Source organism: Amycolatopsis sp. NPDC059027 (assembly GCF_042739735.1).
In the GTDB taxonomy this organism is placed as follows: Bacteria; Actinomycetota; Actinomycetes; order Mycobacteriales; family Pseudonocardiaceae; genus Amycolatopsis.
The window spans coordinates 53582-69040 of record NZ_JBHYIK010000050.1 but is presented as its reverse complement, the minus strand read 5'-3'; the positions used below and the strand labels follow the sequence as shown (position 1 = coordinate 69040).

Here is a 15459-nt window from a genome sequence, read left to right as displayed (position 1 = left end):
CGGGGGGCCCCCCCCCACGCCCGCCCCGCCGGGACCGGAACCCTCCGGTTCGTCCTGACCAAGATCGGCGGCGCACTCGCCAGCGTCGTGCTGGTAGTCGTGCTCGGCTTCTTCCTGTTCCGGATGCTGCCCGGCGACCCGGTCGCGTTCATGATCCGCGACCGGCCCACCAGCCCCCAGCAGCTGGCCGAACTGCGCGAACAGCTCGGCGTCGACAAGCCCGTGCTGAGTCAGTTCTTCAGCTACCTCGGCGGGTTGCTGCAAGGCGACTTCGGCACGTCCTACCTCGAGCGGCGCCCGGTCATCGACATGATCGGCGAACGGCTCTGGCCCACCGTCCTGCTCGTCGGCAGCGCCACCGTGCTCGCCGTCGCGCTCGGGCTGTGGCTGGGCATCCGCGCGGCGTGGAAGCGCGACAGCTTCTTCGACCGCGCCCAGACCGGGATCGCGCTGACCCTGTGGTCGGTCCCGCAGTTCTGGCTCGGGCTGATCCTGCTGGTCGTCACCAACGGCGTGTTCCCCAGCCGCGGCATGCACTCACCCGATGCCGCGCCCGGGCTTCTGCCGCAGACCCTCGACGTCCTGCACCACCTGATCCTGCCGTGCCTGACCCTGCTCGCGGTGTTCTACGCCCAGTACATGCTCATCATGCGCTCGTCGCTGCTGGGCGAGATGAACGCGGACTACCTCACCACCGCCCGCGCCAAGGGCCTGCGCGACGACCTCGTCCGGCGGCGCCACGCCGTGCCCAACGCGCTCCTGCCCACGGTCACGCTGGTGTTCATGCAGTTCGGCATGGTCGTCTCCGGCGCGGTCACCGTCGAGGCCGTGTTCAGCTGGCCGGGTCTCGGCCAGCTGGTCTACACCTCCCTGCACGGACCCGATCTGCCGGTGCTGCAAGGCGTCTTCGTCGTGCTCGCCGGTTCGGTGGTCCTGATGAACCTGCTCGCGGAACTGCTCTACCGCGTGCTCGACCCGAGGGTGCGGACCACGTGACCACCACCGAAAAAGCCGAGAGCCCGCGCACCATCGCCTGGCGACGGCGCCGCGCGTCGATCGCCAAGACCTGGCACGAGTTCGCGAGCCAGAAGCCCGGCCTGATCGGGCTCGTCTGCCTCGGCGTCACCGTGCTCGCGGCCCTGCTGATGCCGGTCATCTCCGACAGCTCCGGTCTGGATGTCACGAAGGCGACCGGCGGGCCGCTCAACCCGCCCAGCGCGCAGTACTGGCTCGGCACCGACATCGACGGCCGCTCGGTGCTGCTGATGACGTTGTGGGGCACCCGGGTCTCGCTGCTCGTCGGGTTCTCCGCGACCGTCCTGTCGGTCCTGATCGGTACCCTCATCGGCATCACCGCCGCGCACTTCGGCGGCTGGGTGTCGGCGGTCCTGCTGCGGTTCACCGACTTCTTCCTCGTACTGCCCTCGCTCGTGCTCGCCATCGCGCTGTCCGCGGTCATGCCGCAGGGCATCGGCACCATCATCATCGCCATCGGCGTCACCGCCTGGCCCAGCACCGCCCGGCTCGTGCGGGCCCAGACGCTGACGATCGAGAGCAGGCCCTACATCGAACGCGCCAAGGCGCTCGGCGGCGGGCACCTGCACATCGTCGGCAAACACGTGCTGCCCGGCGTCATGCCGCTGGTACTGGCCAACACCACCCTGGTCGTCGGCAACTCGATCATCGCCGACGCGACCCTGTCCTTCCTCGGCGTCGGCGATCCGAACGCCGTGTCCTGGGGAGCCATGCTCGAAACCGCGCTCAACAACGGCGCCGTCAGCAAGGGCGCCTGGTGGAACCTGCTGCCGCCGGGTATCGCCATCGTCCTGGTCGTGCTGTTCTTCACCCTCGTCGGACGCGGTTTGGAGACCGTGCTGAACCCGCGGCTCAAGGGACAACGATCGTGAATCCGTTGCTGGAACTGAAAAACCTCGGCGTCAGCTACCGCACCGGCGGGGGAGAGGTCACCGCCGTCCGGGGCGTCGGCCTGCGGCTCGAGCCCGGCGGCACGCTCGGGGTCGCGGGGGAGTCCGGCTCCGGGAAGTCGACGGTCGCGATGAGCGTCCTGCGGCTGCTGCCGCGCAGCGCGAAGGTCACCGGCGAGATCCTGCTCGACGGCGAGGACGTCACCGCGATGCGCTGGGGACGGCTGCGCGCCGTCCGCTGGGCCGAGGCGTCGGTCGTGTTCCAGGGCGCCATGCACGCGCTCAACCCGGTCCGCCGCATCGGCGAGCAGATCGCCGAGCCCATCCGGCTCCACCCACCCGGCGACAAAGCGCCCACCGACGCCGAAGTCGACGCGCGTGTCGCCGAGCTGCTTCAGCAGGTCGACCTGCCGCCGGGCCGGGCCGGTGCGTATCCGCACGAGCTGTCCGGCGGGCAGAAACAACGCGTCATGATCGCCATGGCGCTGGCCTGCTCGCCCCGGCTCATCATCGCCGACGAGCCGACCACCGCCCTCGACGTCATCGTCCAGGCCCAGGTGCTCGCGCTGCTCGGCAAGCTCGTCCACGAACAGGACATCGGCCTGATCATGATCAGCCACGACCTGTCCGTGCTCGCCGCCACCTGCGAACGCATCGCGGTCATGTACGACGGCGAGATCGTCGAGGAAGGGCCCAGCGCGGAGCTGATGAGCGCGCCCCGGCACGAGCACAGCCGCGCGCTGGCCGCCGCCTTCCCGACCGTCGGCGACCCCGTCTCCCGGTTCGCGCCCGCCACCAGCACCCCGCTGCCACCCGAACCGGAGAACCGCGGCGCACCCGGCGGGACACCGCTGCTCGCCGCGAAGGACCTGCGGGTCGGCTTCCGCGACCGGACCGGGAAACGCATCCAGGCCGTCGCCGGCGTCGACCTCGCCGTGCACCGCGACGAGATCGTCGCGCTGGTCGGCCAGTCCGGCTCCGGCAAGACCACACTCGCCCGTACCCTGCTCGGCCTGCAGAAACCCGACTCCGGCGAAGTCACCTACGACGGCGACCCGGTGCCGTCCGGCGGCGCGGGCCTGCGGGCCTACCGGCGGCAGGTGCAGCTGGTCCTGCAGGACCCGGCGAGCGCGCTCAACCCCGCCCACACCGTGTACGAGGCCGTCGCCGAAGGCCCCCGCATCCACGGCCTCGCCGACGAACGCGCGACCGTCCTCAAGGCGCTGGAGGCCGCGGAACTGCGGCCGCCGGAGAAGTTCCTCGGCAGGCTCCCGCACGAACTGTCCGGCGGGCAACGCCAGCGCGTCGTGATCGCGGGAGCACTCGCGCTGGAACCCTCCGTGCTCGTCGCCGACGAGCCGGTGGCCTCCCTCGACGCGTCCGTGCGCGGTGAGATCCTCGGACTGCTGCTGCGCCTGCGACGGCAGCTCGGCCTCGCCGCGCTCGTGATCACCCACGACCTCGGGCTGGCCTGGAACATCGCCGACCGGGTGGCCGTGATGTACCGGGGCGAACTGGTCGAAACCGGCACCGTCGAACAGGTCCTGCTCGACCCGCACCACGACTACACGAAGTCCCTGCTGGCCGCGCTGCCCGGCGGCACCGCCGCACGGACGGCGGCCGACCGGTGATCGCACGATCTTACCGCCGGGCGCCGGAATCGGCTGCTGCCGCACAGTCACACAGGTGCGGTGTGTAATCTTCTGCAACGAAATGGCGACTACGACAGAACCGGCACCGCTGTCCCCGGCACCGTCCGTGGGCGACCTTCGCGTGCCCTCGCGATTCCCCTACCGGACCATCGCCATGGGCACCGTGGGCAGCACGTTGCTCATGCTAGGGGCGTTCGGCGCCGGGGGCATCCTGATCCACGACCCGGTACTCGGCCAGGGCCCGATGTCGTGGATCCGCTACGGCCACGGCCGGATGCTGGCCAACGCCGTGCTGTACGTCGGCTTCGCGCTCGTCGTCTGGGCCTGGGTCCGGCTCGGCCGGTACGTGCTCGCCGGGCGCGTCGGCAGCAAGCCGGTCCTGATCGCCGCGTTCTGCTGGATGGCGCCGCTGCTGATCTCGCCGCCGCTGTTCACCCGCGACGTCTTCTCCTACCTCGGCCAGGGCGCCCAGCTGCTGCACGGCCTCGATCCGTACGCCAACGGGCCCGCCGAACTCAACGTCCTGCCCAACGTCGTGCAGAACGTGCACCCGCTGTGGCAGACCACGCCCGCCCCGTACGGGCCGCTGTTCCTGCTGCTGTCCAAGGGAATCGTCGCCCTCACCGGCGACAACATGATCCCCGGCGTCATCCTCACCCGCGTCGTGCTGCTCGCCGGCCTCGCCGGGACCCTGTGGGCGCTGCCCCGGCTGGTCCGTCACCTCGGCGGCAAGCTGCCGGTGACGCTGTGGCTCGCCGTCGCCAGCCCGATGATGGTCATCCACCTCTTCGGCGGCCCGCACAACGACCTGATGATGCTCGCGTTCCTCACCATCGGCGTCCTCGCCGCACTGGAACGCAAACACGTCGTCGCGATCGTGCTGGTCACGCTCGGCATGCTGATCAAGCCGACCGCCGCCATCGCGCTGCCGTTCCTGGTGTGGGTGTGGGCCAACCACCTGCCCGGCGAGTCGAAGGTCCGCAACTTCCTGCGCGCGGGCGCCGCGTCGGTCGCCCTCTTCCTCCCGGTGTTCGTGCTCGGCACCTGGGTCTCGCTCGGCTCGCTGAACCTCGGCTGGTTCGCCGGGCTCAAGGCGCCGCAGCTCATCGCGAACTGGCTGAACTTCCCGACCGGGATCGGCGAGATCTTCTACTCGCTCGTGCACCTGATCGTCGACGTCCAGCCGTCCCCGTTCGTCACCGTCGCCCGCGCCATCGCGATGATCGGCCTCGCCGTCTTCGGCGTCTGGCAGTGGTGGCTGGCCCGCGGCGGTGGCAAGGAGGCCATCTTCCGCGCCGCGGTCGTCCTGCTCGCCGTCGCGATCCTCTTCCCGCCGACCCTGCCCTGGTACCTGACCTGGGGCTTCGTACTGCTCTCGACGTACAAGTGGCAGCGGCGCAACCTTTCGGCCGTCGTCGCGGTGTCGGTGTTCGTCACCCTGGTCTACTACCCGACCGGGGAACAGGCACTCTACGACTGGTGGTTCATCGCCATCGTCATCGCCGCGAGCCTCTACGCCGCCGCGTCCCTCTTGCGGCCCGACCCGCTCGGCCTGGTCGCCGCGTGGCGCCGCAAACCCGTGGACACCTTCCTGCCGCCCACACCACCGGCGGAGAAGCCCGGCGAACCTGCCGCCAGCGGCACCCGCTAACCCCGCCGACGTCCGTGAAGGCCCCCTCACGTTCGAGACAGGAGGCGTGCCGCCCGCGCTGCCATGCCAGTGTCGTGAACGACGCGTTCGAGACGTTCACCGTCGCCAACGGAGCGTTCAGGACAGCGCAGTGGGTCGGAGTGAGGCAGCCGGGCCCGCCGTCAGCGGCAGCCATTAGCCTGTAGACGTCCGTAAAGGCCTCCTTCACAACGCTCACCGCCGGTAAGGAGGCCTTCACGGCGTCGCGACCGCGGACTGCCAGCCACTCCAGGTGTGGACCAGCGTGCTCACCACCGCGTGCTCCGGCGGGCGCTCGGCGTACTGCGGATACCTCGCCCGCAACCACCGCAGCGGCTCCGCCCGGTCGGCGTCGTCGGTGAGCACCCTGGCCACGCCGTCCGCCCGTGCCCACCACAGCCGCGACCAGTCCTCGTCGTAGCCGTCGGCGAGAAAACACACCGCCGGGTTCGCCACGATGTTCCGCAGCCGGCGCAACGCCGTCGTGCTCTTCGGTTTGTGGTCCACGGCGAACACCACGACGTCCCCCGACACCGCGAACGTCACCGGCACCAGATGCGGCACGCCGTCGGCCGACGCCGTCGCGAGCCGCGCCACCCGCGCCGCGGTGAATCGCTCCCTGGCCTGGCCGGGTGACATTCGCATACCGTCCACATTACTGCCGGAAAGGTCACGGCTCCTGTGGACGAAACCCACCCACACAGGCACCACGACCGTTGACGCTTGTCATCACCCGGAGGCACATTGCGCCTTGGGGAGGAAGCTGCGTCACCCACCAGTTTGAGGCGCCGCACCAGGACTTGTGGTCTCAGCAGATATTAGCCACGGTGAATAACTCGAGTGAGGACCACACTGGACGGGGGACGAGATGGGCAAGCACGAGAGCAAGAGCGATACCAGCAGCTCCAACGGCAATCCGGATCGGACGCAGGAAATCAACAACTCGGGCGGCGGCGGGAAGCACCGCGCCGAGGACAAGGGGAAGTAGCCCGAAGCGCTCAGGACAGCGCGGGGGAGACCAGCGACTGGGTGCCGAGGCCGGCGTCGGGGGGGGGGGCGGCGACACCCCCCCCCGGGCGCGGCCGCCCCCCCCCCCCCGGGGGCGCCAATGCCCGGTTCGTCTCGCTGGGTACCCTGCGACTCCGGGCCGGACGATTCCGAAGGAGTACGTCGATGACCGCGTGGGAGAGCGAACGAGTCCGGTTGCTGACGGCCCACGCCGGTGATCTGGCCGAAACCGCGCTGGCGAACGTGGTGCGCGAGTATCCGCACTGCGAGTTCCACTGGCACATCGAGGGCAAACCCATCCCCGCCCCACGGGAACTGCACCCCTGCTTCTACGGAAGTTGCGACTGGCATTCCTGCGTGGAGATGTTCTGGGTGCTGGTGCGCCTGCTGCGTCGTCACCCCGAACTCGTGCCCGCCACGAAGATCCGCAGCACGCTCAACGAGCATCTGACCCCTCAGGCGCTGAAGGCCGAACTCGCCTCCTTCGCGCCGGAGGAACACCGCGCCACCCAACGCCCCTACGGCTGGTCGGCATTGCTGGACCTGACCGTCGAGGTCGCCACCTGGGACGATCCAGACGCCGCGCGCTGGTCGACCGGCCTGCACGAGCTGAGCGCGCTTTTCGTGACCCGCTATCTCGCCTGGCTGGCGAAGGCCACCTACCCGGTCCGGCACGGCGTACACACCAACGGCGCCTTCGGGCTTTCCCGTGCCCTGCCCTACGCGGAATACCTCGCCCAGCAAGGCGATCCGCGGCTGCGCCGGGCCGTCACCGAGACGGCCTGGCGCTGGTTCGGCTCCGATCGTGACTACCCGGGCGCCTGGGAGCCTTCCGGGACCGACTTCCTGTCCCCGGCACTGGCCGAAGCCGAACTCATGACGCGGCTTCTCCCCTCGGCCGAGTTCGCCCGCTGGCTGAGCGGGTTCCTGCCCGGCATCGCCGGGCGCGAACCCGCCGCCCTGTTCACTCCGGTGACCGTGACCGATCCCGCCGACGGGCTGATCGCCCATCTGCACGGGCTCAACCTGCACCGCGCCTGGTGCTGGCACCGCCTCGCCCACGCCCTGCCCGCCGAGGACGCCCGGGTCCCGGCCATGCTCGACACCGCGTACACCCACACCCATGCCTCACTGCCCCAGCTCACCGGCGGCGCCTACGAGGTCGAGCATTTCCTGGCCTACTACGCGCTTCTTCTGCTCGGCTGAGCACCGCACCTACGCTGTCCTGCTGCCGGCCCCGCCAACGTTCCTGTCGTGGCTATTGAGCGCAGGCACGCCGGCACTATCGCCGTGGCGAGAAACTGAGATCAGTGACGTCACCATTGGTCTCCCGAACGCACGGCGCGCCAAAAATCATACCGCGCAAACACGAGTAATACTGACCGAGTCGCTGACGCAGCGCGAGAAGCTCGTCATCATCCCTTTCAGAACACCGTCGCCAGCGCCAACTGACGACCCTAACCATCGAAACCGAAAGACCCTGCCAACTCTGATCGAGATGCTCGCGCACTCTCGACCCCGGAGTCCTACTCCGAATACTGTCTCCTGCCGACGCCTTTCCCGACACCACATCAATCCCTTACACCGCCCTGTTGCGCAAACGCTGGTAGCGGGTCACGGCCGTAGCATCCGGAGCAGACCCGGCCCTGAGAACCGTGCGTCAAGGTCGTTTAAAACCCACCTGCAGCCAGGCCGCCACCGTGCGATTGCCGCACTTGAGACGCCCTTCACTCCAATCTCAGCCTGCCCGAAGGGACAAGAAGATCTTCACTCGACCTGAGTAATGAGCGACACCCCAGGTTTCTACTTCATCACGATACGAACTCGATATCACGAGTCAATCAAATAAGCAATATAGTGTCAACGACATATGCCGACCTCCCTCGACCAAGTGGCGTAAACTACGGGAAATCAGATGAGCATCAACGAGCGCCAGAACTCAAAAATTGGGCTAGACCTCCTCAGAGCCGCGCAGGTCGCGAACCTGCGCGTCGCCCGAATAGAGTCGGCGAGAATGATTCTCTCCATCCTACTAATGCTCGCCACGGTAGCCTCAATGATACATGGCAGTCAATCCAACCATTTGCTAGCCATAATCGGATCTTCCTGGGCAATTATTTCGACGCTTATTCTTGTCCCGTCTTCACGTCAGCTGAGAAACGAAGCCTGCCTGCTACAAGAGCAGTTCGACACGTATGTCTTCGACATACCCTGGAATCGGAGCCAGGGTTCGAAGATCAACATGGAACGAATACACGAGCTAAGCTACCGCTTCAAGGGAAAGGTGGAAACCATCGTAGACTGGTATCCACACACCGACGCTCCCTGGCCACTGAACGCACTGATATGCCAACGAGCGAATATAAGCTACGATATCCGGCTTCGTGAACGATGGCGCCGGATCGTCGTAGGGTTTCTCACCGTTTGGCTGAGTACCGGTATCGCAGTCGGTGCAATCACATCGATGACCGTCTGGTCCATACTATCGACCTGGTTCGCCCCTAGTTGCGCGGCGATCATATTTGGCTACGAAATTGTGCTCTCACAAGCAAGGGCGCTTTATGACCGTCGGTTGATCTTGCCTGGAATCGACCGAGCCATCGAGACGCTACGAGAAGAGAACCGGGAAAACACCCTAGGTTCCTACGAATTTCTTTGCCGCACTTTTCAGGACGCACTATTCGACGCACGTAAGCGCGCCAGCCGAGTGCCCTCCTGGTTCTACAGGATATTAAGAGAAAGAAACGAGCAAATAATGCGCATCGCCGCCGTAGATGCATACAACAGCGATACGTAGATGCTCACTATCGACCCACTGCAACAAGTTTAACTACTTGAAGCCCAATCGCCGGCATCACTCGTTCTCCGACGGTTTCGCACTTAAAGAAATACCCTTCAAGATCATTGATTTAACAACATTGATGTCCTCCGACTGGTGATTCCACTCAACACCAGGAGCTTGCACCAAGGCGCCTTCTTCGTTTACAGTTCGCACTCCTTCACCTTCGACGCATTCACCAACAGGATAGCATTTCGCGCCAATCTTTTCGATCGCCTTCGCCACACTTCCGAACGCCTCTTCAGGACACGAGAAACACAAGCAAAAATCCGTTGAAGCGCTAATCGCCAGCTCTTCCGGACGTCGACCGACCAGGTTGGCGACCTCGGCAACACCTACCCCCAGCGGGATCCGCTCCAGATCCAACACGATCCCGACCCCACTAGAGCGAGCCAACTCCGCAGCTGTCGCCCGCAAACCATCGGATACGTCCTGGCAAGACATCCGGATATCTAATTCAGCCAACGCACGGCCGACCTCCATTTGGGCATTGAACCCGGTCCATGACGTTAACAACTCTTCCCAGACGCGAGCTTCGAGTTGCGCTACCAATTCCGAGGAAGATGCCATGACCGCCGCTCCGGCACCACCTACACGACCGGTGACCGCGACGACGTCACCCGGCCGCGCCCGACTTCGGAGTAAGTTCTTACCCGGCCGATTGACACCTACGGCGAAGCCACTCAAAATAAGTCGCTCTGCCGATCCGGTATCTCCACCAAGAAGTCGCAATCCGTATTGCTGGCACGCCTCATCCATTCCCGTCATAACTTCACAGAAGTCGCGGTCACTAAATTCGGGAGGATAGCGTACAATCGAGAAAAATCCTACCCCCAGCGCACCCATTGCCGCGATATCACTTGCGTTGGCGGTTACACAGAAGCGTCCAATATCGGAATTGGTCAGATAACCTGCTTCGTAGAGGTGAAACTTCGGACCACGTACGTAGTCTGCGCCGAACACCAGGTCGACCGCTTCTCGCGTCGACACCACAGAACAGTCGTCTAGTTCCGATACACCTGCGACGTAGCCTATGCCTAGTTCGGCCAGCTCACCGTCGCTGCGCGTTCGGTTGACACTCATGAGGTGGTCCGCGATCCATCGAACGCGATCCTTTTCTCCGGACATCTTCAGCACCCGCTATCCCTTGAGTAGTTTTAACGTATCGAAGTATGTCTTATTCTCAGCTTCCAAGACCCAGTCTATGTCACAAATCCCGGAGTTATCGTTCAGTGCGGCCAGCAACGCCCTGCTGATCTGACGTATCCCAGGTCGAGGTCGGCCGACAATAATAGAATCCACCGAAAATACCAGCACATACTCATCCATTCTCGACAGCGCACGGTATGCCTGTTGCCATCCAAAATGAACATCATCAATATCGACAAACGATTCCACGGCAGAAATAAACCTGTCAAATGAATGAAACCGATTTTCGATAGGGCAGACATGCGTGTGACAGTGGCGCACACAGGACATAGAACTGCGCATTCCGGGAGAACCGTGCTCGACCGCGGCCACAGGCCCTAGCTTGAAGGAGGACAAGAACGTCGCCGCTTCGGCCAGGTAGTCCCAGTACTTGGCAAAGCCATCCATGCCCAGCTGCGCGGCCCGCGTCAGGTGCTCGAATGGGAATACCAGGAGATGACCGAGTGCAATAGGTGCAATATCGACAATAGTAGCCCAATCGGCACGAGCCTCGATCAAGCGCTTCAGTTCCGTTCCGCAGTTAGCCCCAATTCCGTCCGCTATCTCACACATCCCCGATTCATCGCATCGCGTTGACATATCGGAACCTCGAGGGATTTCCAACCGACTCATGATTTTTCACCTCCCAGTTCCTGCGTCCACTGCTCAAGTTGCTGCAAATTGATCACCGTTCGGGTCAGCGGGAAAGTGTCGAACCGTTGCTGCCCTGCCAGAATCAGATACAGGCACGTGAAGTACTCACGCATCCACCTGCGCTTGATCGGCATGAACTGCATCACGATCGACTCGAACTGCCTACGAATAGTCCCGACCACATCGAGCATGCAATTCACCGCCACGGCAGATGAGCGGTTGAGTTTTGCGCTGAGCCCCTCGCGAGCAACCTCAACATCCCATTCACTGTTGAGCAGTCTGTCGACCTGAAGCAGCACTCGGGGGTGCACATGCCGTGGAAACCGCATGAAACGTAGTGACGACTCCATCAGGACAAAGTCCTTCGCCAGGTGATCTCGCAGCCCGGCCCATTCGTAATCCACCAGATGCGGTCTACCTCGACTGATGACGACATTGCTCAGATGCAAGTCACCGTGAACAGCGCACACATAGAATGTGTCAACAGTCCGATCCAGGAGCTTCGGCAGAGAATGTAACGGATCTTCCGAAACTACATGGCCGCAGATCTCCAGAGGAGTTCCATCACCTCGAAACAAGAGCTGCGCGCGGTTAGTGCTAGCGCCAGTCCTCAGGTACCGAGTAAACAGTGCACGGTAAGTTCGTTTCTCGATAATTGGAGCTACGTGATGAGCACCCGACATGGTGTCATACACCTCGGTCAGGTGTTCCATCAACTCATCTTTTGCGCGACCGTCACCCACTAACGCCTTTCGATAATAGTCGTCGAGCTCGACCACATCGGTATCGCGCCCAGTCCGTGATCTCAACCTAAAACAAAGACCTGCGCGGCGCGCCTCCGAATCCGAGCAGTGAATCACATCGTCCGTCTCAAGATATCCACGCACCGAATGCCACGCACGACGCTCCCGCCGAATTTTTGAGGCCGGCCCGATTTTAGCCACATGCGGCTGGCCTGATCCGTCAGCGGGACGGAGAACGTACATGTATGAATCCGAGAACCCGAAACGTCGAAGAGAATCAACCTCAGCGGCTGTCCACTTCAGTCTGCCGACAAAGCCTCTCAAGAGTTGCTCGTCAGCCACAGAAATCATACGGTTCACCAGCGTGGGCGAGGCGTCCGGCCCGTCTTGCTCACATGCGCCGTTCGACTCCAATCCCTCGTCCACGTCACAACCGCTCTTCCAAGTGCCGCCAATCTCCTTGCTGCGTGTTTCGTACTACTTTCTCCAGCCACACGCGATCGTTGAAGCCGCCCCGCTCCGCTCGCTTCCGCGCTGCGGCCTCGGCGACATCGACCAAAGAAGAGCCCATTGTGTCGATCAGCGCGCTCAGGACCTCAAAGACATCCGCCAATTCATTGACACGCTCCGCACCACGCGCTTCTCGTAATTCCGCCAGTTCTTCGTACGCCTTATCAATCAGACCAGCGATGTAGTCCGCGTCGTCGGCTATCCTGTCGCACACCGGCAGATCCCCCGCTCCGCGGATGATCTCCGGAATCCTATCGCGGACAAGCTTGCGGTAGGAGTCGACTTGGCTTGCGACCATCGGGACGTCCCTTCGGTGGGTGGAGGCCGGTCCGCTGAGGCTCCTCTACCGTAACGGTAGAGGAGCCTCACGGTTCCTGCGGCACGCCGAGCGCCAGGAGCGGGCCACGCCCGCACAGCTCTATCGGCACCGTGAGCGGCCAGTCGGCTACCAGGCCACAGGCCAATAACACGAACCGATGTGCCTCGCAGGCGCCCGTCCCTCCGGACGATCTCGGCTGAACACGGATCAGGAACCTTGCGGCAGATTCAGACCACCGCCAGTTCGACTCGGCCCGGCGGCCCCGTAGCAGGCGGCTTGCCTTCACCAGAGAAGGATCACCCGTCCGTGTGATGTCAGCCTTAAAGGACACGTCCCATTCAGGATGTGCGGACTCAGTTCACGGGGTACACCCAGTAATTGTCGCCGTCGAGAATGTGGTTGTCCGCGAGGAAAGTCTGCAGCCGCGTCAGCAGTTCCTGGTAGTCCGCGGTGGCCACCGGCCGCACGACGTAGGTCGGCCCTGGCGTGCCGCCCCTGGGCGTTGCGCCCTGGCGCGTGGCGTCGAACGGGAACGCGGCGCACACGTTGGTCCCTCCGCCGGGCCGCTGCTGGTAGTCCGGTCCCCAGCGGGTGACACAGCTGTTCTCTGCGACGGCGCGGTGCGCCTGCTGGGAAGCCGTGTCGTAGTACTGCCGCGTGAGCGGACGGCGCCAGACTTCGCGGCCGCCGACACCGGGGTAGCCCGGGATAAACCAGCCGCCGCCGAGCGGCGGGTACGCGGCCGAGGAACCCACGATCCCGTCGGAGATCAGACGTGCCGACTCGGCGTTGAGTGCGTCCGCCCGGTCGACGTAGAAGTACGTCTCGTGCGGGAAGGCGCAGTCGGCGCCGCGTCCATAAGAGGGGTTGAGCTGCCGGACGACGTCGCACCGCACGCCGAAGGAGGAAGCGCCGGTGGTCAGCTCCGAACGAGTGCCCGGCGGCTCTTCGACGAACATCCGGTACGAGAGCGTGTATCCGGTGCGCTTCTCCGCCTGGATTTCGGGCGGCTGAGCGGGATCGGGCAGGTCCTCGCCGTCGAAGGCGAGCGTGGTGAACTCGTTCATCTGGGTCCGCCACTCGGCGATGCTCTTGACGATGGTCGCCGATGGCTGGTCGCACCGCGCGGTGCCGGACGTGTTCTTCGGGACGCACTCGATCGCCAGGCCGATGCGGGTGGTCTCCGGGAGATCGGTGTAGAAGCCACCCATCTGATGCCCGACCAGGACCTGGCGGGTCCCGGGGACGAGATTGCTGATCGTGGTGACGAAGGCACTCGCGGTGCCGTCGACGGCGCAGCCCGCGTCGGGACAGGCGTAACGCTTGTAGCTCAGCCGCGTCTTCGTGCAACTGCCGAAGCGGTTCTTGGTCCAGGGACCGGTCGCGTTCGGGGCGTAGCAGGTGTCGAACGTGATCGGTGCCGGCGTGTTGCGCTCGCCGACGGTGGGCGTGGCCGCCTGCGCGGCCGGAGTGGCGACGGACAGCGAGATCGAAACGAGAGCCAGCGCCGCCAGCGCCAGTTTCCGGGCGGCGTTCATCGGTCTTCGTGAGTGCATTCTTCCTCCCAGGACAGCGGTGGAACCGCCAGAGCCAGCTCACGCTATCGGTCCGGTTCGTCCGGGTCATTCCGGCAATCAGGTGGACAAAATTGCCCTGGTGGCCGGACACGGGTGCTGCCGGGCGGCCCAAGATCCTTTTCCCGGCGCACCCGCGTCCGTCAAGCGGCCGGTTACCCGGAAACGCGGTCCACCGCGGCGGGCGCGACCATGCGTTCCAGTTCGGTGCGGGCGATTTGCTTGCGGAACTCACCTTCGTAGGAGGCGTCACCGGCGTTGTGTATTGTTTCGGTGACCCCGACGGCGAATGTCTGCACGTCCCAGATGTGCTTCAGGCAGGTCTCGGAGTATTCTCCGAGCAGACTCGGATCGTCCTTCTCGATCTGGTGCACGACTGCACGCGCGAAAACTTCGACGTCGCGAAGGGCGAGGCTCATCCCTTTCGCGCTCATCGGGGAAACGAGATGTGCCGCGTCCCCGAGCAGGAAGAGCCTGCCATGGCTCATGGGGCTGAACACCACACACCGGAGCGGCACGAGCTGCCTGTCGGCGATCCGGCCGGTGACCGCCACGGGTTCGCCGAACCGGGCCGCCAGCTCGCTCCAGATCCGCTCGTCCGGCCAGTCCTCGAGGGTGTCGGTGAGCGGGCACTGCAGGTAGAGCCGGCTCGCGTCCGGACCGCGCGTGATCTGTGCGGCGAAGCCGCGCGAGTGCACCGCCGTCACGGCGGGCGGATCCGCGGGCACCTCGGCCAGGACGGCCAGCCACGCGTACCCGAACTCATGGGAGTAGCAGGTGAGAACGTCGGCGGGAATGGACGCCCTGCTGACGCCCTGGTAGCCGTCGCAGCCCGCGACGAAGTCGCAGCTGATCACCTTCGCCGCGCCCGCGGCGTCCCGGTAGCGGACCAGCGGGCGCTCGCCGTCGAGGTCCTCCAGGGAGATGTCGCCCGCTTCGAAGCGCAGATCGCCCCCGTCGCGGAGGAAGACCTCGATGAGGTTCCGGACGAGAACCTGCTGGGGGCAGAAGACACCCGCGCCGTCCCGCTCCTCGCCATCGTCCCACCCGGCCGTCCAATGCCGCAGTTCTCCCTCGATCCGCAGCGGCATTCCCTCCGATTCGAGGGGCGCGGCGGAGGAGCCGCCCATGACCTCTTCGAGGCCCCACTCACGGAACATCCGCACCCCGCGGCCGTCGAGCGCCCCGGCCCGTTGCCGGCGCTCGACATAGTCCCGGCTGTGCTTCTCCACAATGACGCATTCGATACCACTGCGCAGCAGGAAATTGCCGAGCGCGAGTCCGGCGACACCGCCGCCGACGATGACCACGGCAGTTTTCTCAGCTGTTTCACTCATGTGTTTCCCTATTTCCTCGAATAAGCCCGATGATCGACAGC

The 15459-nt window shown here is 64.8% G+C and carries 13 protein-coding genes; 6 read left to right on the top strand and 7 right to left on the bottom strand.

Annotation, left to right across the window (positions count from 1 at the left end; translation table 11 throughout):
* The 4 genes from ACFWY9_RS30285 to mptB form a co-directional block, all read left to right on the top strand.
* Positions 1 to 996, top strand: a 996-nt coding sequence (locus ACFWY9_RS30285; RefSeq protein ID WP_378340477.1) for an ABC transporter permease, incomplete at its 5' end; no start/stop codon positions are given.
* Positions 993 to 1907, top strand: coding sequence for an ABC transporter permease (locus ACFWY9_RS30280; RefSeq protein ID WP_378323341.1), 915 nt, complete (start codon positions 993 to 995; stop codon positions 1905 to 1907). The genes ACFWY9_RS30285 and ACFWY9_RS30280, both read left to right, overlap by 4 nt.
* Complete coding sequence (gene nikE / locus ACFWY9_RS30275; protein WP_378340476.1) at positions 1904 to 3556, top strand: nickel ABC transporter ATP-binding protein NikE; 1653 nt, start codon at positions 1904 to 1906, stop codon at positions 3554 to 3556. The genes ACFWY9_RS30280 and nikE overlap by 4 nt, the downstream gene beginning before the upstream one ends.
* An 82-nt stretch (positions 3557 to 3638) precedes the next feature.
* On the top strand, positions 3639 to 5228 hold the full coding sequence (gene mptB, locus ACFWY9_RS30270; RefSeq protein ID WP_378340475.1) for a polyprenol phosphomannose-dependent alpha 1,6 mannosyltransferase MptB: 1590 nt from the start codon (positions 3639 to 3641) through the stop codon (positions 5226 to 5228).
* Positions 5229 to 5462: 234 nt separating this feature from the next.
* On the opposite strand, the gene ACFWY9_RS30265 is transcribed toward mptB, so the two are convergent.
* The gene (locus tag ACFWY9_RS30265; protein WP_378340474.1) at positions 5463 to 5891 is read right to left on the bottom strand and encodes a TIGR03668 family PPOX class F420-dependent oxidoreductase; all 429 of its coding nucleotides are present in this window, start codon (positions 5889 to 5891) and stop codon (positions 5463 to 5465) included.
* Positions 5892 to 6419: 528 nt separating this feature from the next.
* Here ACFWY9_RS30265 and ACFWY9_RS30260 point away from each other — a divergent pair.
* Together ACFWY9_RS30260 and ACFWY9_RS30255 are read left to right on the top strand one after the other, a co-directional pair.
* Positions 6420 to 7460, top strand: coding sequence for a DUF2891 domain-containing protein (locus ACFWY9_RS30260; RefSeq protein ID WP_378340473.1), 1041 nt, complete (start codon positions 6420 to 6422; stop codon positions 7458 to 7460).
* Positions 7461 to 8169: 709 nt separating this feature from the next.
* Entirely contained in the window at positions 8170 to 9051 is an 882-nt protein-coding gene (locus ACFWY9_RS30255; protein ID WP_378328178.1) for an S-4TM family putative pore-forming effector, read from the top strand.
* A 57-nt stretch (positions 9052 to 9108) separates the two neighbouring features.
* Here the strand turns inward: ACFWY9_RS30255 and thiL are convergent, their stop codons facing one another.
* From thiL to ACFWY9_RS30225, 6 genes are all read right to left on the bottom strand, one after another.
* Positions 9109 to 10221, bottom strand: coding sequence for a thiamine-phosphate kinase (thiL, locus tag ACFWY9_RS30250; RefSeq protein WP_378340478.1), 1113 nt, complete (start codon positions 10219 to 10221; stop codon positions 9109 to 9111).
* A 12-nt stretch (positions 10222 to 10233) separates the two neighbouring features.
* Positions 10234 to 10914: an HIT domain-containing protein gene (locus ACFWY9_RS30245; protein WP_378328179.1), complete on the bottom strand. Its 681-nt coding sequence runs from the start codon at positions 10912 to 10914 to the stop codon at positions 10234 to 10236.
* Positions 10911 to 12104 (bottom strand): hypothetical protein, encoded by a 1194-nt coding sequence (locus tag ACFWY9_RS30240; RefSeq protein WP_378328180.1) that lies wholly within the window; start codon positions 12102 to 12104, stop codon positions 10911 to 10913. The genes ACFWY9_RS30245 and ACFWY9_RS30240 overlap by 4 nt, the downstream gene beginning before the upstream one ends.
* 1 nt (position 12105) lies before the next feature.
* Positions 12106 to 12486, bottom strand: a complete 381-nt coding sequence (locus ACFWY9_RS30235) for a phosphoribosyl-ATP pyrophosphohydrolase (protein WP_378340472.1) — start codon at positions 12484 to 12486, stop codon at positions 12106 to 12108.
* Between the two features lie 374 nt (positions 12487 to 12860).
* Positions 12861 to 14063 (bottom strand): transporter, encoded by a 1203-nt coding sequence (locus tag ACFWY9_RS30230; RefSeq protein WP_378340471.1) that lies wholly within the window; start codon positions 14061 to 14063, stop codon positions 12861 to 12863.
* 173 nt (positions 14064 to 14236) lie between these two features.
* Positions 14237 to 15418 carry a 4-hydroxybenzoate 3-monooxygenase gene (locus ACFWY9_RS30225; protein WP_378340470.1) on the bottom strand — a complete coding sequence of 394 codons (1182 nt, stop codon included), beginning with the start codon at positions 15416 to 15418 and terminating at the stop codon, positions 14237 to 14239.
* Positions 15419 to 15459: the final 41 nt, after the last annotated feature.